Raw genomic sequence first — 17,159 nt, forward strand, 5'->3', positions numbered from 1 at the left:
AACCCGGTGAGCCCGTCAACGCAGACGATGAGGACATCGCGGACACCACGGTTGGCGAGTTCGGCGCAGACGGACGCCCAGAACTTCGCGCCCTCGGCGTGTTGGACCCAGATCCCGAGGACGTGCTTGATGCCGTCCATATCAACGCCGACAGCGATGTGCGCGGCCTTGTTGCGGACGTGGCCGCCGTCACGGACCTTGATCACCAGGGCATCGAGGTAGATGACGGGGTAGAACGCCTCCAGCGGCCGTGACTGCCAGGCCAGGACCTCGTCGGCGATCTCCTCGGTGATGTTGGAGATCGTCTCGTGGCTGAGGTCGACGCCGAGGGTTGCGACAAGGTGATGCTCGATGTCGCGGACGGTCATCCCGCCGGCGTAGAGCGAGACGATCATCTCGTCCAACTGCGACAACCGTCGCGACCCGGTCGGGACCAGCCGCGGCGTGAACGTGCCGTTGCGGTCCCGGGGGATCTGCAACTCGACCTCGCCCGCCGTGGTCCCCACCGTCTTCGGAAACGACCCATTCCGGGAGTTCGGATGCAGCGCCGCTTCGGGGTCGCCCTTCTCATAACCGACGTGCTCGGTCAGCTCCGCCTGCAGCCCCCGCTCGAGACCGGTCTTGATCAGCTGCTGAATGAAGCCGCCGTCGCCATCGAGCTGAACCTCGCCGGCGTCGATCTTCGCGAACAAGTCATCCAGCATCCCGGACTCGATCAGACGCTGAGCACCCTCAGCCTGGGCCTTACGCCGCTCTTCACGCGACGCCTTGTCGATAGCCAACAGTGTGATTCCTTTCGTAAGGAGACCCACCCCTTACACACACCATTTGACACGCTCTCGACCGATACGCCGCGGAGAATCAGTTCAAAAAAGGGATGCTCAGCACAGCTTCGGACCCCACCGGATTCGGCACCCACACCCTTCGTATCGAGTGGACTGCCGACGCCAATGCGTCGACTGCATCAGCCAAGAGCATTCATCTCGACTCGTTCGAGATCCTCGATTTCTCTGCTATCGAGGGCAGGCCCATCACGGCAACCCCTCCGTCCGCCTCAGAGCCGTACGCCAAACGATCGGGGCTCACGCTGAGCTGGCCGCAAGTCGAAGCTGCGAACAAGTACTACATATACAGGTCATCGTCCGGGCAGCCTCGCGAACGCGTCCTCACCGTCGAAGGGCACGAAAACACCCAGGCCTTCGACGCAGGACTCGAGTTCGGGCGGACCTATACCTACGACGTGACTGCCGTCTCATTTGGCGGCACCGAATCGCAGCGATCGCAAACCGTCGTGCACCAGCAGCCGTACCTCCAGCCTCGCTCGGCGGACGTCTCCACTTGCCCACCACCCACAGTCGTAGTGTCGAACACGGAGGACGCGAACGCTGCGATCGCAGCCGCTACGCCCGGTACATCGATCCGCCTCTCGGACGGGGTCTATGGCCCACTGACCGTCAGCCACAAACACGGCAGCGCATCACAGATGATCTCCCTTTGTGGGTCTCGCAATGCAGTGGTTCAGGCCTACCCAAACCCTGTCAACATGAACGGCGACATCGGAGTGCGCGTCTACAACAGCTCGTTCATTCACGTAAATGGCTTCACCATCACCAACGCTCAGAAGGGCGTGGAGTTGCGATACACGGACGACTCCCGCTTCTACGGGTTGCGAATCAAGAACACTGCACAAGGCGGCATGTACGCGCAGAAGAACTCCAGTAACAACCTCTTCGCCGCAAACACGATCTCCGACACGGGCCTCGACGGGACGATACCCGGCGACGGCGTGACATGGTTCCAAGACGGCCGATATGGCGAGGGCATCTACATCGGCAACTCCCAAGGCAACAACAGCTGCACCGGCCCGTGCGATGTGGACAACAGCGACGGAAACATCGTCGTCTGGAACACCATCACCAACGTCACCGCCGAGGGAATCGAAGCCAAAGAGAGCTCAACCGGAGGCCTCATCTACAACAACACCATCGTCTTCTCCGCCCAGCACGAACAAAGCATCTACGCCGCTCTCCAGGTCAAAGGCGACGACTATCTCGTGATGAAAAACACAGTCACCAGCGGGCTGAGGTTCGGGATGCGAACGACCACCACGCAAATCGGTACCCGCGATTGGGGGTACCGAAACGTCTTCGCGGACAACGCCATCACCCTCACGGGAGCCATCGAGCCTCCCGAGATGGGCTTCTACGAGAGGGAGGACCGTTCTCGCAACGTCTTTGGATGCGACAACACGCTGGCATCCAGTTCGCCTGTCCCTCTGCACCCGGCGACGACCGTGTGCGAGAAGTAGCGCCGCAATCGGAGTACAAGAGGCCGCCCCTGGGACACCCACCCCTCCCATGCCCAGCGCTTCGCTCCTCGACTTACCCTCTTCCCCCGGGGTCTTCGATGGGGTCAACTTGGCGAGGTTCGCGGTTTCTTCGGCGCGGGCGGCTTGAAAATCGTTGAGAAGCCGGCACCGACAATGAGTGCGACTACCAAGGCGAGTAGGACGCACGCAGGGGCAACGAGCCAGGAGGCGGGCGTACCCCAGACGCTGGCGGACCAGTTCCAAAGCCAGAACGCAGTGAGCGCGCCGACTGCCCCAAGGATGATCGCAAAGACGAGGTTGAAGACGTTGAGATTCCGGGCCAGCCTCACGGTCTCTCGTCCTCGTAGCCCCTCGGCCTGAACTGCCACGAGTTTGTCGAGGGCATCGAACGCGGCCGACTCGGCGGGCACAGCCGAAAGGGCTTCTGCGGCGTGCTTGAGTCGACGGTACTCCCCAGGGTCCCGGTTGCTCGTAAGCAGTGAGCCAAGCAGGCCGAGCACGGGGACGGCGAACGCTACGAATATCTGCCAGGTCATAGCTGGAGCATAGGGTCTAATCTCGACTCAAGAATGGGGGGCGTGATGAGCGAGTCACAGGCACGAATCGGCGAGTCACCACCACGCCCGAGGCGACGGGCGTGGCCATGGATCGCGGGTGGCGTTGGTGTTCTCGTCGTCGCCGTTGCGATCGCCATTCCGGTATCCGTGCACGCTGCCCAACAAGCTGCCGCTGACGAAGCCGCACGTATCGCTGCGGAACAGGAAGCCGCCGAGGCGGCGCGCCTGGACACGTTTCGGGACCGACTCACGAAATGCGGGGTCACGTTCTCGAGTACCGTACAGATCCTTGACTCCGGAGAGGCCGTGCAGTTGAACCGGGTCACGAAGTACGACGGCCCGACCTACTCGCAGATGACGTGCGTCCTCAATAGTCTCGACGCGCCGGCTGCGATCGAGGCCGAGATCAGTCAGACCCGGGCGCTCGACGGCCGCCAGACTGACGAATGGGACGGCTACTCGATCTCATGGTCGTATCACCCGCACAACGGCGCGAGCATTCTTATCGAGCACGCGGACTGAGATCTCCCGGCTGAGTCGGCTTCACGAATGCATTCGGGATGCGTTCTTCGATCACGCGGCGGGAACGCGCCGCAGGCGGCCAGCCTTGTTGATGCCGAGCGACGATGATCTAGACGCGGTCGCGGCCGCCTTGGACACCGCTCGAACTCGAGAATCGGAACGGAGTCAAGGATGAACCACGTAGCCCCGCCTGGGACACTCGCAGAGAGCTACCTGCCCGACCTTACGAGTCTTTCCGCGGATCAGAGGGCGACGTTCCGCATCGGTCTCATGGCGAGGCTCGCAGTGGCGATGGAAAGCACCGCTCGAGACGTGCACGGATGGCTACAGGACCGCCCGAATCCTGCAGATCTCAAAGACGGACCACAGAACTTTGCCGAGCTGGTGCGGGAAATCAAGAGAAGACTCGGTCCGGCCGACGAATATTTCGCGGACGCAGCCAAAGCAGCTCTCGACGACATCTACGCGGCCTATCAAGAGAGAAACCGGTACGTCCATGACCTGCTCCATGAGACAGACCTGGGTCAGTGGTCGCGCGAGAGTCTCGAATTTCACACGCCCCGACACCGCAAACCCGTGGACGAAGAAGCGCTAGTGGACGCTGTGCTGTCGATCGTGAGAGCCAACTGGCGTCTCGACGCGCTCGCTTGCCTTGTTTCCCATGCGCGTCAACATGAGACGGAACCCGAAGCGGGAGACGTTCCTCCTGACCCGCAGGAGTGGAAACCGATTCTCGAGAATCGCTTCGTTCTTACCCCCGGCGGTGGCGCCTCGATCACTTCGGAAGCCTAAAGCTTCTAGGAAATGTTGCCACCGTGTTGCCATGAGGTAAGGGACCGCGGGTCTGAATGACCCGCGATCCCTTGTCCCGACTGGTGCCCCCGACAGGAATCGAACCTGCGACCTTTGGTACCGGAAACCAACGCTCTATCCCCTGAGCTACGGAGGCGGACGGTCAAGGTTATCACCGCGCCACGACCGCCCCCGACGCCGCGGGGCCGGAGCGACCCGCGCGGCGCCGGGGCGCGGCATCCGGATCACTCGTCGCCGATGACGCCGATCCCGGTCGCCTGGTGGTCGACGTTCGGGTCGTCCTTCGTCGGGGCCTTCGACGCCTCGTCGGGGTCGTTCTCCTGGCTCGGCTTGACCGTGGGGTCGTCGCCGAGGTCGGCCGCGTCGTCGGCGGGTGCGGAGTTTTGGGGGTCGCTCATGGCATTCCTCTCGTCGCGTGTGCGTCCAGCCTGGCAAGGAGGCCGCGGGCGCTGCAGAGGCTTGACCGAGGGCGCGGCCGGGCCTATCGGCCGAACAGCGCCCGCACGCGACGGCCGAGAGACGGGGTGAGCACGACCGCGCGGCCGTTGACGTCGACGGTCACCGACGTCGCGCCGAACATCCCCGCGGGGACGGGGACCGCATCGCCGCGGACGTACGCCTCGGCCACGTCGACGTAGACGGCCAGGAGGCGGGCGCTCTCATCTTTCGACGAGGTGGCGTCGACGAGCTGCATACGGTGGCCGGTGTCGGTCTTGACCGAGAACCAGCGCGATCCCGGCGTCGAGACGACCGCCCAGCGTGCACCGCGGGCGAAACGCGCATGCGCGGCCCCGTCGCGAAGGTCCGTGGTCACCTCGAGGTCGGTGTGGGCCAAGGCGAGGATCTCGAGCATGGCCAGAGCCTCCGCCGCGGTGACGTAGTCGGCGCGATCGGCGCTCAAGCCGCCCCACTCGAATCGGCGCTCGCCCATGTCCCTCCCCGAATCGCGTTCCCCGAGCGTAACCCCGGTGAGGAGCGCGGCGGCGGGGCCCGGCATCCGGATCCGAAACCTGAACGGAAGCTGAGAGACCTCTACGATGAGCGCATGCTGACTTCGAGCCCGTCCATCACCGACCAGACCTCGATCTTCGCGCTGAGCGCGACCAACTCGCTCATCGGCCTCGCCGTCTACGTGCTGCTCGTCGTGGCGCTGTGGCGCGTGTTCACCAAGGCCGGGTACCCGGGGTGGCTCGCGATCATCCCGATCGTGAACGTCATCTTCCTGACGAAGATCGCGGGATTCTCGGGCTGGTTCGCACTGCTGTACATCATCCCGATCGTCGGGTTCGTGTTCTACATCATCGTGTCGATCCGCATCGGCCGCGCCTTCGGCCACGGCTGGTTCTTCTCGATCGTGCTGCTGGTGCTGCTGCACATCATCGGGTACCTGATTCTCGCCTTCAGCAGCGACACATACCGCGCTGAGCGCATCTGATCCCGATCGGGATGCCGAGGCGGAGGGCCCCGACGAACGCACGCCCGCGGTCGTCGGGGCCCTCGCGGTCTCGGGCCCGCGTCAGGCGGGACGCAGGCGATCGTCGGGGTGCAGGCTGCGCAAGCGGACCGACCCCTCGACGATCGCCCGCAGCGCCCGCGGGCTGAGCTCGAGCTCGGCCGAGACACGATCGAGCCCCGCCCCCGACGACACGGCCGACCGCAGCGCCGCCTCGGCATCTCGCGCGGCGTCGTCGACGTCGGCGGACGTACTCGCGACGAACGCGGCGAGCCGCGCCTGGGCGGCGCGGATCGCCGCGCGCTGGCGCTCGAGCGCACTCGCAGCGCTCACGGAGACACCTCGGCGGTCTCTCGAGCAGCAGGGCGCAGCCGTGCGCCGAGGCGCGCGGCGCCCGCGAGCGTCAGTCCGGGTACGTAACAGCGCAACAGGGCCAGGCCGATGGCCGGCAGATGCGTGGCGTCGGGGTAGATCATCCACATCGGCGCGAACTCCGGCTGGAACTTCTTCTTGAAGTTCGCGAGGGAGCGGAACCCGTACGCCGGCTCGAGCAGAGCGCTGAGCTGTTCGAGCACACGATCGACGGCGGGGAGGTCGGCGGCATCCCCCTCTCGATGGGATGCCAACGGCGAGCCGGACAGACTGAGGACCGAGCACCCCTCGCCCCGGGTCTGCTCCACCACGGCTCCGATGACGAACTCCATGACACCGTTCATCGCGTCGTCGCGGCGGCGCATGACGTCAAGCGCGTAGCCGACGACGCCGTCCGATCCGCGCACGGGCAGCCAGCTCGTCACCGCGACGATGCGCCCCTCACGATCACGCGCGAGCATGAGACGCACCGCCGGATCCGCCGTCTCGTCGAGACCGCCGAGCGTGAAGCCCATCTCCGGGATCGTCTTGTCGGCGACCCACCCTTCGGAGATCTCGCGCAGCTGCGCGCGGTCGAGGAAGGTGAGGTCCATCCAGCGCGTCCACTGAGTCGTCACGCCCTCACGAGCCGCGCGGTTCGTCGCGGTCCGGACGTCCTGTCGCTTCTTCCCCGTCGGCGTCCACGTGCGCGGGTCGAGCAGGGCCTCATCGGCGACGCTCGTGTGCTGCCATCCGAGATCCGCGAGGGCGTCCCGCGTCTCGTCGTCGGCGCTGTAGAACACGGGGGTCCAGCCGTGCTCGCCGCAGAAGTCGACGAACGCGCGTCCGATATCGGGCCGCGCGCGGTCGGCACCGAACGCTCCCCCGAGCGTCACCGCGACGCCACCGGAGACGCGATACGCGAACGCCGCGTCGGCGTCCGGGGCGAACCAGTAGGCATTGCCCGGCCAGGTCGTCATCCACGCGAGCGTTCCGCCGCCCCCGCGCTCGAGCACCGCGCGCGCCCGCACGCGATCACCCGTGGCATGGGCACCGCTCGGACGGACAACGAGGCGGAGGGCGGCCACGAGGCACACGGCCCAGAAGGCCGCCGGCGGGAGGTACCAGATCGCCTGTGCCCACGGCGTCAGCGGAACGAACTGCACCGACTCGACGGGGAGCAGGGTGGGCGGGAGCAACCGCAGCGGCAGCGTCTGCACGAGGAAAGCCGCGTCCGGGCGGGGGCTGAACTGGTCGGCGAATCCCAGCGTCCCCGCGAGCGTGAACGCCAGGGTCGCCGACGCCGCGATCGCGACGGTCAGCATGAAGGACGAACGCGCGCCGGCGACGGACGGCACGGGCGCGGCTCGACGGAACACGAAGAGCGTCAGTGCGACGACGAGAGGAACCGAAGCGCTGACGGCGAGACCGACGAGCGTCTGCCACACCGAGATCGCGTCGGCCGGACGCACGGCGGCCAGGTCGGCGAGCGTGGAAGGCTCCGTGACCACGAAGAGGTATGCCACCCCGGCGAACACCAGCAGGTTCATCGCGATGGCGAGACCGAGAGCGCCGCGGCGTCCGCGCAGGATCCCCCACGATGCGACGAGGAGGATCGCCAGCGGCAGGATGGCGATCCATCCCGCGAGCGGTTGCAGTTCCGCATAGTTCTCGGCGGACGGGCACGGCAGGGCGGATGAGCCCACGCACACGAACCCGTCGGCCGATGTCAGGGGGTCCATCGACAGCCACCCGTAGACCGAGAGCAGACCGGCACCGCTCCCCCACACCGTGGCGATGACGGGTCCGATCGCCGTCACCGCGGTGAGGGCCGAGAGAAGGACCCGCGTCTCATGGTGGGAGCTCCGCTGGACGCGGAGCCGCGCGCGCCGACCGCCCGCGAGCATGCCGACCGCGAGCCCGACGGGCAGAGCGACGAGGGCGTACAGGTCGCTCGCCGACGCGGAGTAGAGGAACAGGGTCAGGGCGACGAAGACGCTCGCCAGCCGCACACGGCGGCGCCACAGCGCGCCGGCGAAACAGCTGGAGGCCATGGTCACCGCGAGGAGCGCGGCGATCGGCGGTGCACCCTCGAACGGCGGAGAGTTCAGCGGCAACGCGGGCAGGAACGACGTCTCGACCACGCCGATCGCGAGCCCCAGGACCGAGATGGCGACCCCGCCTCCGATATACGCGAGGAGCACGCGCCGAGCCCCCATCACGCGCTCGGCACCGGCCCCGATGAGCAGAATCGCCGCCACGATGAACGGGAGCAGCCGGAGGTCGTCGACCCGGAACAGAGCGACGAGGACGGCACGGAGGTCGAGCGGGGCGTCGAGGAACGCGGCCGCGCCCAGGGGCGAGAGGCTCACCGTCGTCACGACGGCGGCGAGCGCCAGCGCCGCGAACGGCATCGTGAACCGACGAGCGCGGTGAGAATCCACCACAACGTCGATCGAGGGGTCGGTAAGGGGAGGCGGTGCCGAGGCGACGGTCGAGGGCATGAAACAGTGCTCCGAAGCGGTTCGTCGCACGCGCGGAGCGGCGGCGACACTTCATGCTCTCCGACCGAGGTGAACGAAGGCATCCACCTCAGGGTGTATTCGTCTCCGCTGGTCGGCGGGGCTCGCCTCGCTACACCGGGCGATACACGTCGACGCTGTCGGGGCGCTCCGACGCCGCCGCGACGAGCGCGACGACACCCAATCCGAGGGTCGGGGCGAGAAGCGACAGCACCCCGATCATGTTGGCCGCGACCAGGACGTCCTGCCCCGCCCCGGCACCGAAGAGAATGGCAACGAGCGCGTACTGCAACGCCGCCGCGCCGACGCTCACGCAGAGAGCCCACATCGGCATCAACCGCCAGCGGCGCGGCACGCCACCCAGCCGCGCGATCTGCACCGCGGCGACGAGTCCGGCCGCCAGAGAGACGATGGTCCCACCCCAGGAGACGACGGATGCCGCGACGGCCGCGGGATCGTCCGGCGAACGCACCTCCGGCAGGGCGAGGACCACTCCGTCCGAGACCAGCGGGGTCACCGCGACGATGATGAGCGCCGTCATCCCGAGCGGGCGCCGGACGACGACACTCGCATCGCGGGAAAGACCCACCGCGAAGACGAGCACACCGGAGGCCCAGACGAGGTCGATCACGACTCGCAGGGCGAACGCGCTCAGCATGTACTGCCCCGCGAGGAGCGTCAACACTCCCGCGACTCCGAGCAGGATGCCCCCGATCCGCCACGTCCTCTTTCTCGCGCGCATCTCCTCAGGATATGAGGCCGGGCCGAGAACGACGGATGCCACGGACGCGCGGTCGCATCCGTGGCATCCGGTTCAGTCGCCCTTCACGTTGACGATCTGCCGCAGCGTGTGGCGCACGGTCACCAGGTCGGCGGCATCCGCCATCACCCGGTCGATCGGCTTGTACGCCTGCGGGATCTCGTCGATGAACGCGTCGGTGTCGCGGTACTCGATACCCGCCATCGCCTCACGCAGCTGCTCGTGCGTGAAGGTCTTGCGAGCGGCGGAGCGGGAGTATTCCCGGCCCGCGCCGTGCGGCGACGAGTTGAGAGAGAGGGGGTTGCCCTTCCCCTCGACGACGTACGAGGCGGTGCCCATCGAGCCGGGGATCAGCCCCGGGCGACCGGCATCCGCCATGATCGCGCCCTTGCGCGACACCCACACCTGCTTGCCGAAGTGCCTCTCGGACTCCGTGAAGTTGTGGTGGCAGTTGATCCGCTCGCGCTCCTCGACAGGCGTGTCGAGGAAGCGGCCGAGCTGGTTCGCGACGCGGTCCATCATCTCCTCCCGGTTGAGCAGGGCGAAGTGCTGGGCCCACCGCAGCTCGCGGATGTACCGGGTGAACTCCGGCGTCCCCTCGACCAGGTAGGCCAGGTCGGGGTGCGGAAGCTCGATCCACCACTGCTTCGCCAGGCGCTGCGCGACCTTGATGTGGTGCTGCGCGATGCGGTTGCCGACGCCCCGGGAGCCGGAGTGCAGGAACATCCACACGTCGTCGTTCTCGTCGAGCGAGATCTCGATGAAGTGGTTGCCGCTGCCGAGCGAGCCGAGCTGGTTCCGCCAGTGCCCCGCGTAGGCCGCCGGGTCGAACTCGGCCTTCTCGGCGAGCGCTTCCAACTCGGCGACACGCGGCTCGGCGGTGGCGACGATCTTGCGGTTGTCACGACCGGCCGAGAGCGGGATGGCGCGTTCGATCTGCTGCCGCAGCTCCGCGAGGTCCCGGCCCTCGAGGTCGGAGGCGTGGAACTGCGTCTTGACGGCGATCATGCCGCAGCCGATGTCGACGCCGACGGCCGCGGGCATGATGGCGCCGAGCGTCGGGATGACCGAGCCGACCGTCGCGCCCAGGCCCAGGTGGGCGTCGGGCATGAGGGCGAGGTGGGGGTGGATGAACGGCATGGTCGACGAGGTGCGGGCCTGCTCGATGGTCTTGTCATCGATCAGGCTCGCCCACGACACCAGTCGTTCGGTGAGCTTCTGCATGGATCCTTTCCTTCTTGTGGTGCGCGGATGCGCGGTGAGTGAGCCTCGGATCGGGGCACGCTCCCACTCGCGTGGAAAGAGAAACGCCCCGACCTGACGGTGCGGGGCGTTGTGAAGACGGGTGTCTAGACGACCGGCGCCGGAGGGTACGACGGGAGGAGGAACGGCAGGTACTGCTGCTCCGTGCGGCGATCGCGCTTCGCGGTCATCGTCTCGTCTTTCCTCGGCTCTCCGCGCCGGCTGGCACGGGCTTGCGAACATAACGGATGCCGCGGACTCAGCGCAAGAGTCTCGGCATCCTGGTCACCCCTCGATCGATCGGGTGCAGCCGTCAGGCCTGGGTGGGCTGATCGAAATCCCAGTCGATGGCCCCTTCGCCGTCGGCATCCGAATCGGGCTCCACCATGCGCAGCTGCGTGTGCGGGAAGAAGCGGTGGTCACGGAGTTCCTTGGCCGCGTGCGAGAAGTCGGGTTCCTCGTCATCCCATTCGACCGGCGCGGAGAGAACGTCGTTCCCGACGCCGATGACGAGTTCGGCCTGAGCAACCTTGTTGTCGCTCGTGACGATGGGGATGCTCACCGCCTCGGCCTGCCCCTCTTTCGCCACCGCCGCCGTCAACTCGATGAGTGACGAGGCGACGTCGTCGGTCGTCATAACGGTCTCTCCGGCATATGTCACGCAGCGCATGAATTCACCCTGAGGGGATGACACGCACACGGGGGGGTGGGTTGCCGAGATGGGAACCGTACGGTACGGATCAGTCGCGACGCTGCGTGGAACGGAACATCGCCTGGTCGAGTTCGAACCACACCGCGCGGACCGTCTCGAACTCGCCGAACGGTTCGGGAGGCGGGTCGGCGAGCGAGAGGCGGTAGCCGCGGGGTAGGTCGTCGACGTGCTGTCCGTCGCGCGGGCCGCCGACGATCACATAGATCACGAGGACTCGACCGCCGCGTCCTCGATGGCGCCGTGCTCGCCGGAGCCGCCCTCGACGGCGACGCCGTCGACGGCGTCGCTCATCCGGCGGAGGAAGGCCACCACCACGGCGGACTCCTCGGGCGTCATGTCGATGACCGCCGCGAGCATGCGCTCGTGCATGTTGCCCAGCGTCTGGCGCACCTCGGCGTCGGCCCGGGGCGTCGAGCGGATGAAGATACTGCGACGATCGCCGGGGTTGGCGACGCGAACGATGTGGCCGGAGCGTTCCAGCCGGTCCAACAGCGCCGTGGTCGAGGCGGTGGAGAGCCCGAGGTAGCGCGTCAGTTCGCCCGGGCGCACCTCTCGTGACGGGTCGCGCAGAAGGTAGCGCAGCACGAGGAGCTCGTTCTCGCCCATCGACATCGAGTCGCGCGTACGGCGGCGCATGGCCACCTCGGCGGCACGATAGACCCGGAGGGCTTCGAGCACCGTCTGGTGCCGCTGCCGACGATCGGAGGGCGCGTCGCCGTACCAGTAGCTCGGCTGGGCGGCGGTCGTGCCACGGTTCGCGACATCGACATCCGTCATGGCAGACCTCCCCTCAGTTTGGGGCGACTATACCTCAGAATAATAGTTAGGCGAACTAGTTACTAAGCGAGTATGTTCTTAGAAGAGCTAACCGCTGAGGAAGGAGCAACACATGGGCAACATGTTCTACGCCACGTCGACCGAATCGATCGAGATTCCCGACCGCCTGCTTTCGCACGTCAAGGTGGTCGTGACGACCAAGCTCCGCCGTAGCGAGAGCTTCACCCTCAGCTGGACCCACGTCGACGGCACCCCCGGCCGCTCCACCCTCTGGCTGCAGCCCTCGATTCCTCTCCGGTTCGTCTTCGACACGGCCGAACCCGAGACGCTGAACGCGACCGTGTTGAAGAACATGGCCGAGATGGCGAACTCATCGGCCGGGCTCATGGTGGACCTCTCCGCGGAGATCCCAGCGCACGACGCCGAGAAGCGCGTCTCCCCCTCGCGCCCGACCCCCGTCTCCTCGCGACGTTCGTCGCTGACCGCGGCGGCCTGACATGACGATCACGTCCCCACAGGTACCCGCCCCCGCTCGCACGGCGCTCTCTCGCACGGCCCCCGCGCGCACGATGTGGGCGAAGGTCGACACCGGGTTCTGGGTCGCTCACCACGGCGGTGAGTACTTCGGATCCGTCGACGAGGTCGCGGGCGGGTACGTCTCCCGCGACGCGCACGGCATCCCGATCGGCCGGTACGACGATCTCGACGCCGCGAAGGCCTCTCTCCGCTCCACCGCGCATCCCGTGAACGCCGCCCGTCGACGCCGCACCGAACGCCTCTCGCTCGCCGCGGCCACCGCCCTCGGCGCGACCGCCCTCGGCTTCGCCCTGACCGCCGGCGCTCTCGCGCCGCTCCTGTGATGACCGTGGACGGCAGCGACATGCGCCACGTCGACCTTCGCGACGCCGATCTGCGTGACGAGGCGGACGACTTCGAAGACGCCGCGGCTGCGGCCTTCACGGCGCGCTACGGGGTCGTGCCTCTCTAGCGGTGTCGACCCCCTGGACACACCCACCGGGGCATGCCAGCGTCGCTCGCGGGCCACCGAAGCGGCCCGCGACGAGAAGGAGAAGACATGACGAACCACGACGGTCGCGCCGACGACGCCCCCGACGAGAACTCCAACGGGGCCGGAAGCGAGTCACCCGATGAAGGCGCTGCCGCGCAGAAGGATGCCGACGAGGCGGCCACCACGTCGGACTCGCCGGCGGGTGACATCTCGTAGCGGCGCTCAGAACGCGTAACGAACGCGGCAGTACGGCAGCCTCTCGGCGATGAGTCCCGTCAGCGCGGCGACGCTCTGCGCTTTCAGCGGATGGCGGTACCGGACGTTGACGGCACCGTTCTGCGATCGCTTCTCTTCTTGCAGCCGCGGCGTCCACAGAAGCTCTTCACCTCTCGGATGCCAGCCGAGGTTGACCTGGTGCAGGCCCTCGTTGTGTGTGAGGAAGATCACCTCGCACGCGAGCTGCGCCTTGGCGCGCGGGTGCAGAGTGGCATCGATCTCGTCGAGGAGTTCTCGCCAATCGGTGAGCCACGTCGGGGTGAGGATCACCGGCGAGAAGTTCACGTGGACCTCGAACCCCGCGTCGACGAAATCGTTGATCGCGGCGATGCGCTCCGAGATCGGCGACGTGCGGAGGTCGGTGACCTTCGCCGTCGCCGTCGGCATGAGCGAGAAACGGATTCGCGTGCGTCCCGCCGGATCCCACTCGAGGAGGTCACGGTTGACGAACTTGGTCGCAAAGGACGCCTTCGCCGTGGGCATCATGCGGAACAGATCGCACACGTCGCGGACGTTCTCGCTGATCATCGCGTCGACGGAGCAATCGCCGTTCTCTCCGATGTCGTAGACCCACGCCTCGGGGTCGCACTGGTTGGGATCCGTCTTGGGTCCGCGCGCAGCGACATGGCGGGCGAGGTGCTTCGTGATCTGCTCGATGTTCGCGAAGACGGTGATCGGGTTGCTGTAACCCTTCGGTCGCGGCACGTAGCAGTAGCTGCAGGCCATGGCGCAGCCGTTCGACAGAGATGGAGCGATGAAGTCGGCCGACCGGCCGTTGACCCGGGTGGCCACGCTCTTCTTCACCCCCAGGACGAGCGCCTCGGTCTTGATACGCACCCACCGAGCGACGTTCGTCTCGTCGCCGTGGACCTCGGGGATCTGCCAGTGCGAGGCGATCGGAACGATGTCGGCGTCGGGCCACCGCGCGACGATCTCGCGCCCGCGTTCGAGCTCGAGCGCCGCGTCTTCCGCGTAGATGCGGGTGACGCGCAGCAGATCCTCTCGAGCGACGGCCATCGTCCCGTTCTACTCCGGGGTTCCGACATCGGTGCCCGACGGCATCGGCTGGCATCGCGGACACCACCAGGTGCGGCGCTGCTCGGCGTCGCCCGCGACCTCCTCGCGCACGTGCACGCGCGTCCCGCAACGCAGACACGGTCGACCCGCGCGGCCCACCACCCAGTGCGACCGTCCCTTGCCCCGGTCTCCCGTCGTCACCTGGTACATCCCCGGGATCGTCGCCGAGATCCGCAGACACCGCGCGGCCAGAGCGACCAGGGCGTCCAGATCCGTCGCCCCGATGGGAGCGAGGGGATGGATGCCACGCAGGAAGGCGAGCTCGTTGACCCACAGGTTGCCGAGGCCGGCGATCCGCGTCTGATCGAGCAGCGCGGCGACGAAAGGCCGAGCGGGCGAGAGCGACAACCGTCGCACCGCTTCGACGGCATCCCAGTCCTCTCGCAGCGGATCGGGACCGAGATACCCCACGGCGTCGGCCTCTCGCGCGGTCGGGAGGAGTTCGACCACGGGAAGATCGAGCCCCCAGAGCTCACGGCCGTCGTCGAGGCGGAGGCGTACACGGGCCTTGTCCCGCACGGCGGTGGGGAGAGCACGCCCCGCGCGGGTCAGCGTCCAGCTGCCCTGCATCCGCAGGTGCGTGTGCAGGGTGGTGCCGTCGTCGAACCGGGTCAGCAGGTGCTTGCCGTGCGTGTCGTACCCCTGGATCCGTCGGCCCGCGAGCGAGGTGCCGGCGGCAGGGCCCGAACGCAGTTCGCCGTCGCGCACGCGCTCCCCCGTCGTGGCCGCGTCGAAGCGCTGCCGTAGGCGATAGACGCTGTCGCCCTCCGGCACGTCTACGCGGCCGAGACGATCTGGTCGTCGCGCGGCGCGAGATCCGGTCGCAACCGCGTGCCGAACTCGTGCCGCAGGGCGCTGAGCGCCGCCTGCCAGCCCGCGAGCCCGTGCACTCCCGGTCCGGGACTCGTCGACGAGGAGCACAGGTACACCCCTCTGATCGGGGTGCGCCAGGGGTCGGGGCTGTAGACGGGGCGCCCGAGCAGCTGAGTGAACGTGGGGGCTCCGGCGGAGATGTCACCACCGGGGAAGTTGGGATTCCACGCCTCGATGTCTTCCGCGGTCCGCGAGGCCGACGCGAGGACGACGTCACGGAACCCGGGCGCGAATCGCTCGATCTGACGGACGATCGCCTCTTCGCGGTCGGCGGTGCTGCCCGACGGCACGTGCGTGTAGGCCCACAGGACGTGCTTTCCCTCCGGGGCGCGGCTGCGGTCGAACAGCGTCGGCTGGGCGGCGAGCACGTACGGCGCGTCGGGGAGACTCCCGCGGACCACCGCGTTCTCGGCCGCCGCGATCTCGGCCCGGGTGCCGCCGATGTGCACCGTACCCGCGCGGGCGATGTCGGCGTTCGCCCACGGCACGGGCTCGCTCAGCGCGAAGTCGACCTTGGCGACGCCGCCGCCGTAGCGGAACCTTTCGAGGGCACGACGGTAGGCCGCCGGCATCCGATCCCCCGCGAGGCGGACGAGCGCACGCGGCGTGGTGTCGAGCAGGACGGCACGGGAGGGTGGGAGCTCGTCAAGCGAGGTGACCTCGACGTCGGCGTGCAGCATGCCGCCGTGCGCGCGGATGTCGGCGATCATCGCGTCGGCGATCGCCTGGCTGCCGCCGATCGGAATCGGCCACCCGCGACCGTGTCCGTAGGTCGCGAGCACAAGACCCGCCCCGCCCGCAGCCAGGCTCGGCTGCGAGAGGATCGTGTGCGCCGAGACGCCCGTGATGAGCGCCGGAGCGACCTCTTCGCGGAACCGTGTGTTCCACCAGGGGCCGCCCTGTTCGAGCGAGCGGATGCCGAAGAAGAACGCCGCGAGAGGGTCTCCGGGAATGCGCAACAGGGCATTGCCGGTGAAGTCGGCCACGCCGCGGAGATGATCGACCAGTGGACGCATCAGGCGCTCGTACGCCGCTCCATCGACGCCGAGGGCGTCGGCTGCCCGCTCGAGGTCGCGGAAGGCGAGGCCGGCACGGCCCCCGTCGAGCGGGTGGGCGTACGACACCTCCGGCACGACCAGCGGCACCCGGCGATCGAGCCCGAACTCACGGAAGAACCACGACTCCAACGCGAGCGGGTGCACGGCCGAACCGACATCGTGGTGGAAGCCGGGGAGCGTCAGCTCGGCGGTGGAAGCCGCTCCCCCGAAGGTCGCAGAGCGCTCGTACACCGCCACCGACAGTCCCGCGCGGGCGAGGGTCACGGCGGCGGCGAGACCGTTCGGCCCCGAGCCGACGATGATCGCGTCGTAGTTCTCGCTCATCGGTCGATCGGCTCCCGTTCGGCGGTCGACTCGTGACCGCGCGCCGCCGAACCACCGCTCGTCCCGGGCGCACCACCCTCGGCGAGGTAGGCGAGACGGTGAAGCGTCTCGGCGTTGCGCCATCGGGTGATGGCGTCGAAGACGACGTCCGGAAGCAGCGTGGTCGGACCGGTGACGGGTTCCTCTTGCAGGCGGACGACGCACATGTCGCCGCGCGCCTTGACGTCGACCGCCACACGCGCGATGCCGATCGGGCCCCCGTGCGGCTCGAGCACGGCACGCCGGGGCGGATCCCACACCCGCATGATGGTCGTGTCGTTGACCAGAGCGGGCCAGGATCCGAAGGAGTGATGAAGCGTCGCCCCCTCGGCGGGCCACTCCTCCGCCACGTCGCGCATGCGCGAGGCGCCGACGACCCACAGCGGGTAGAGCCATCCGTTGGAGAGCACGCGGAAGACGTCCTCGGGAGCACAGCGCATCAGACGCACATTGCGGGCCACGGTC

The 17,159-nt window shown here is 67.7% G+C and carries 23 protein-coding genes and 1 tRNA gene; 8 read left to right on the forward strand and 16 right to left on the reverse strand.

Annotation, left to right across the window (positions count from 1 at the left end):
- A partial coding sequence (locus tag AB0O24_RS05520; protein ID WP_363373515.1) for an IS256 family transposase occupies window positions 1-704 on the reverse strand: 704 nt, incomplete at its 3' end.
- Between the two features lie 173 nt (window positions 705-877).
- Here AB0O24_RS05520 and AB0O24_RS05525 point away from each other — a divergent pair.
- Window positions 878-2,308, forward strand: coding sequence for a right-handed parallel beta-helix repeat-containing protein (locus AB0O24_RS05525; RefSeq protein ID WP_363373189.1), 1,431 nt, complete (start codon window positions 878-880; stop codon window positions 2,306-2,308).
- A 104-nt stretch (window positions 2,309-2,412) separates the two neighbouring features.
- Here AB0O24_RS05525 and AB0O24_RS05530 read toward each other — a convergent pair whose 3' ends face one another.
- On the reverse strand, window positions 2,413-2,865 hold the full coding sequence (locus AB0O24_RS05530; protein ID WP_275797190.1) for a hypothetical protein: 453 nt from the start codon (window positions 2,863-2,865) through the stop codon (window positions 2,413-2,415).
- 45 nt (window positions 2,866-2,910) lie between these two features.
- Here AB0O24_RS05530 and AB0O24_RS05535 point away from each other — a divergent pair, with 45 nt between their 5' ends.
- On the forward strand, window positions 2,911-3,408 hold the full coding sequence (locus AB0O24_RS05535; RefSeq protein WP_275797188.1) for a hypothetical protein: 498 nt from the start codon (window positions 2,911-2,913) through the stop codon (window positions 3,406-3,408).
- A gap of 171 nt (window positions 3,409-3,579) precedes the next feature.
- Entirely contained in the window at window positions 3,580-4,200 is a 621-nt protein-coding gene (locus AB0O24_RS05540; RefSeq protein WP_275797186.1) for a hypothetical protein, read from the forward strand.
- A gap of 81 nt (window positions 4,201-4,281) precedes the next feature.
- On the opposite strand, the gene AB0O24_RS05545 is transcribed toward AB0O24_RS05540, so the two are convergent.
- From AB0O24_RS05545 to AB0O24_RS05555, 3 genes are all read right to left on the reverse strand, one after another.
- Window positions 4,282-4,357, reverse strand: a tRNA-Arg gene (locus AB0O24_RS05545).
- Window positions 4,358-4,445: 88 nt separating this feature from the next.
- Window positions 4,446-4,619, reverse strand: coding sequence for a hypothetical protein (locus tag AB0O24_RS05550; protein WP_193751225.1), 174 nt, complete (start codon window positions 4,617-4,619; stop codon window positions 4,446-4,448).
- 83 nt (window positions 4,620-4,702) lie between these two features.
- Window positions 4,703-5,152, reverse strand: a complete 450-nt coding sequence (locus tag AB0O24_RS05555) for a hypothetical protein (protein ID WP_275800406.1) — start codon at window positions 5,150-5,152, stop codon at window positions 4,703-4,705.
- 114 nt (window positions 5,153-5,266) lie between these two features.
- Between AB0O24_RS05555 and AB0O24_RS05560 the strand changes: the two genes are divergently transcribed.
- On the forward strand, window positions 5,267-5,656 hold the full coding sequence (locus AB0O24_RS05560; RefSeq protein ID WP_275800407.1) for a DUF5684 domain-containing protein: 390 nt from the start codon (window positions 5,267-5,269) through the stop codon (window positions 5,654-5,656).
- 81 nt (window positions 5,657-5,737) lie between these two features.
- Here the strand turns inward: AB0O24_RS05560 and AB0O24_RS05565 are convergent, their stop codons facing one another.
- From AB0O24_RS05565 to AB0O24_RS05595, 7 genes are all read right to left on the reverse strand, one after another.
- Window positions 5,738-6,007 (reverse strand): hypothetical protein, encoded by a 270-nt coding sequence (locus tag AB0O24_RS05565; RefSeq protein WP_058614592.1) that lies wholly within the window; start codon window positions 6,005-6,007, stop codon window positions 5,738-5,740.
- Window positions 6,004-8,529 carry a phosphatidylglycerol lysyltransferase domain-containing protein gene (locus AB0O24_RS05570; protein WP_363373194.1) on the reverse strand — a complete coding sequence of 842 codons (2,526 nt, stop codon included), beginning with the start codon at window positions 8,527-8,529 and terminating at the stop codon, window positions 6,004-6,006. The genes AB0O24_RS05565 and AB0O24_RS05570 overlap by 4 nt, the downstream gene beginning before the upstream one ends.
- A gap of 130 nt (window positions 8,530-8,659) precedes the next feature.
- Window positions 8,660-9,289: a hypothetical protein gene (locus AB0O24_RS05575; RefSeq protein WP_275801468.1), complete on the reverse strand. Its 630-nt coding sequence runs from the start codon at window positions 9,287-9,289 to the stop codon at window positions 8,660-8,662.
- A 72-nt stretch (window positions 9,290-9,361) separates the two neighbouring features.
- Entirely contained in the window at window positions 9,362-10,531 is a 1,170-nt protein-coding gene (locus tag AB0O24_RS05580) for an RtcB family protein (protein ID WP_275801469.1), read from the reverse strand.
- A 331-nt stretch (window positions 10,532-10,862) separates the two neighbouring features.
- A complete protein-coding gene (locus tag AB0O24_RS05585) occupies window positions 10,863-11,186 on the reverse strand; it encodes a hypothetical protein (RefSeq protein ID WP_275801470.1) in 324 nt (107 codons plus the stop codon).
- A 103-nt stretch (window positions 11,187-11,289) separates the two neighbouring features.
- On the reverse strand, window positions 11,290-11,469 hold the full coding sequence (locus AB0O24_RS05590) for a hypothetical protein (RefSeq protein ID WP_363373198.1): 180 nt from the start codon (window positions 11,467-11,469) through the stop codon (window positions 11,290-11,292).
- Window positions 11,466-12,038, reverse strand: a complete 573-nt coding sequence (locus tag AB0O24_RS05595) for a MarR family transcriptional regulator (protein WP_363373201.1) — start codon at window positions 12,036-12,038, stop codon at window positions 11,466-11,468. Before AB0O24_RS05595 ends, AB0O24_RS05590 begins: the two co-directional genes overlap by 4 nt.
- A gap of 112 nt (window positions 12,039-12,150) precedes the next feature.
- Here AB0O24_RS05595 and AB0O24_RS05600 point away from each other — a divergent pair, with 112 nt between their 5' ends.
- The 4 genes from AB0O24_RS05600 to AB0O24_RS05615 all read left to right on the forward strand — a co-directional run bounded on the left by AB0O24_RS05600 (window position 12,151) and on the right by AB0O24_RS05615 (window position 13,263).
- Complete coding sequence (locus tag AB0O24_RS05600) at window positions 12,151-12,534, forward strand: hypothetical protein (RefSeq protein WP_307382103.1); 384 nt, start codon at window positions 12,151-12,153, stop codon at window positions 12,532-12,534.
- A gap of 1 nt (window position 12,535) precedes the next feature.
- Window positions 12,536-12,898 carry a hypothetical protein gene (locus tag AB0O24_RS05605; RefSeq protein WP_307382106.1) on the forward strand — a complete coding sequence of 121 codons (363 nt, stop codon included), beginning with the start codon at window positions 12,536-12,538 and terminating at the stop codon, window positions 12,896-12,898.
- Window positions 12,898-13,026, forward strand: a complete 129-nt coding sequence (locus tag AB0O24_RS05610; RefSeq protein ID WP_307382107.1) for a hypothetical protein — start codon at window positions 12,898-12,900, stop codon at window positions 13,024-13,026. The genes AB0O24_RS05605 and AB0O24_RS05610 overlap by 1 nt, the downstream gene beginning before the upstream one ends.
- An 87-nt stretch (window positions 13,027-13,113) precedes the next feature.
- Window positions 13,114-13,263: a hypothetical protein gene (locus AB0O24_RS05615; RefSeq protein WP_307382110.1), complete on the forward strand. Its 150-nt coding sequence runs from the start codon at window positions 13,114-13,116 to the stop codon at window positions 13,261-13,263.
- Window positions 13,264-13,269: 6 nt separating this feature from the next.
- Here AB0O24_RS05615 and AB0O24_RS05620 read toward each other — a convergent pair whose 3' ends face one another.
- The 4 genes from AB0O24_RS05620 to AB0O24_RS05635 are packed head-to-tail and all read right to left on the reverse strand — an operon-like array spanning window position 13,270 to window position 17,155.
- Window positions 13,270-14,340, reverse strand: coding sequence for a spore photoproduct lyase family protein (locus tag AB0O24_RS05620; RefSeq protein WP_363373204.1), 1,071 nt, complete (start codon window positions 14,338-14,340; stop codon window positions 13,270-13,272).
- A gap of 9 nt (window positions 14,341-14,349) precedes the next feature.
- Entirely contained in the window at window positions 14,350-15,174 is an 825-nt protein-coding gene (locus tag AB0O24_RS05625; protein WP_363373207.1) for a DNA-formamidopyrimidine glycosylase family protein, read from the reverse strand.
- Between the two features lie 2 nt (window positions 15,175-15,176).
- Window positions 15,177-16,655: an NAD(P)/FAD-dependent oxidoreductase gene (locus tag AB0O24_RS05630; protein WP_307387364.1), complete on the reverse strand. Its 1,479-nt coding sequence runs from the start codon at window positions 16,653-16,655 to the stop codon at window positions 15,177-15,179.
- Window positions 16,652-17,155, reverse strand: coding sequence for an SRPBCC family protein (locus tag AB0O24_RS05635; RefSeq protein ID WP_275801480.1), 504 nt, complete (start codon window positions 17,153-17,155; stop codon window positions 16,652-16,654). The genes AB0O24_RS05630 and AB0O24_RS05635 overlap by 4 nt, the downstream gene beginning before the upstream one ends.
- Between the last annotated feature and the right edge of the window lie 4 nt (window positions 17,156-17,159).

It is taken from the genome of Microbacterium sp. NPDC086615, from assembly GCF_040686055.1.
Classification (GTDB): domain Bacteria; phylum Actinomycetota; class Actinomycetes; order Actinomycetales; family Microbacteriaceae; genus Microbacterium.

Excerpts from the sequence above, each read along its gene's own strand:
- AB0O24_RS05575 (WP_275801468.1), bottom strand. The coding sequence starts at position 9,289 with ATGCGCGCGAGAAAGAGGACGTGGCGGATCGGGGGCATCCTGCTCGGA.
- AB0O24_RS05535 (WP_275797188.1), top strand. The coding sequence starts at position 2,911 with ATGAGCGAGTCACAGGCACGAATCGGCGAGTCACCACCACGCCCGAGG.
- AB0O24_RS05595 (WP_363373201.1), bottom strand. The coding sequence starts at position 12,038 with ATGACGGATGTCGATGTCGCGAACCGTGGCACGACCGCCGCCCAGCCG.
- AB0O24_RS05610 (WP_307382107.1), top strand. The coding sequence starts at position 12,898 with ATGACCGTGGACGGCAGCGACATGCGCCACGTCGACCTTCGCGACGCC.
- AB0O24_RS05605 (WP_307382106.1), top strand. The coding sequence starts at position 12,536 with ATGACGATCACGTCCCCACAGGTACCCGCCCCCGCTCGCACGGCGCTC.
- AB0O24_RS05570 (WP_363373194.1), bottom strand. The coding sequence starts at position 8,529 with ATGCCCTCGACCGTCGCCTCGGCACCGCCTCCCCTTACCGACCCCTCG.
- AB0O24_RS05555 (WP_275800406.1), bottom strand. The coding sequence starts at position 5,152 with ATGGGCGAGCGCCGATTCGAGTGGGGCGGCTTGAGCGCCGATCGCGCC.
- AB0O24_RS05615 (WP_307382110.1), top strand. The coding sequence starts at position 13,114 with ATGACGAACCACGACGGTCGCGCCGACGACGCCCCCGACGAGAACTCC.
- AB0O24_RS05560 (WP_275800407.1), top strand. The coding sequence starts at position 5,267 with ATGCTGACTTCGAGCCCGTCCATCACCGACCAGACCTCGATCTTCGCG.
- AB0O24_RS05600 (WP_307382103.1), top strand. The coding sequence starts at position 12,151 with ATGGGCAACATGTTCTACGCCACGTCGACCGAATCGATCGAGATTCCC.
- AB0O24_RS05630 (WP_307387364.1), bottom strand. The coding sequence starts at position 16,655 with ATGAGCGAGAACTACGACGCGATCATCGTCGGCTCGGGGCCGAACGGT.
- AB0O24_RS05580 (WP_275801469.1), bottom strand. The coding sequence starts at position 10,531 with ATGCAGAAGCTCACCGAACGACTGGTGTCGTGGGCGAGCCTGATCGAT.
- AB0O24_RS05550 (WP_193751225.1), bottom strand. The coding sequence starts at position 4,619 with ATGAGCGACCCCCAAAACTCCGCACCCGCCGACGACGCGGCCGACCTC.
- AB0O24_RS05530 (WP_275797190.1), bottom strand. The coding sequence starts at position 2,865 with ATGACCTGGCAGATATTCGTAGCGTTCGCCGTCCCCGTGCTCGGCCTG.
- AB0O24_RS05620 (WP_363373204.1), bottom strand. The coding sequence starts at position 14,340 with ATGGCCGTCGCTCGAGAGGATCTGCTGCGCGTCACCCGCATCTACGCG.
- AB0O24_RS05525 (WP_363373189.1), top strand. The coding sequence starts at position 878 with ATGCTCAGCACAGCTTCGGACCCCACCGGATTCGGCACCCACACCCTT.
- AB0O24_RS05540 (WP_275797186.1), top strand. The coding sequence starts at position 3,580 with ATGAACCACGTAGCCCCGCCTGGGACACTCGCAGAGAGCTACCTGCCC.
- AB0O24_RS05585 (WP_275801470.1), bottom strand. The coding sequence starts at position 11,186 with ATGACGACCGACGACGTCGCCTCGTCACTCATCGAGTTGACGGCGGCG.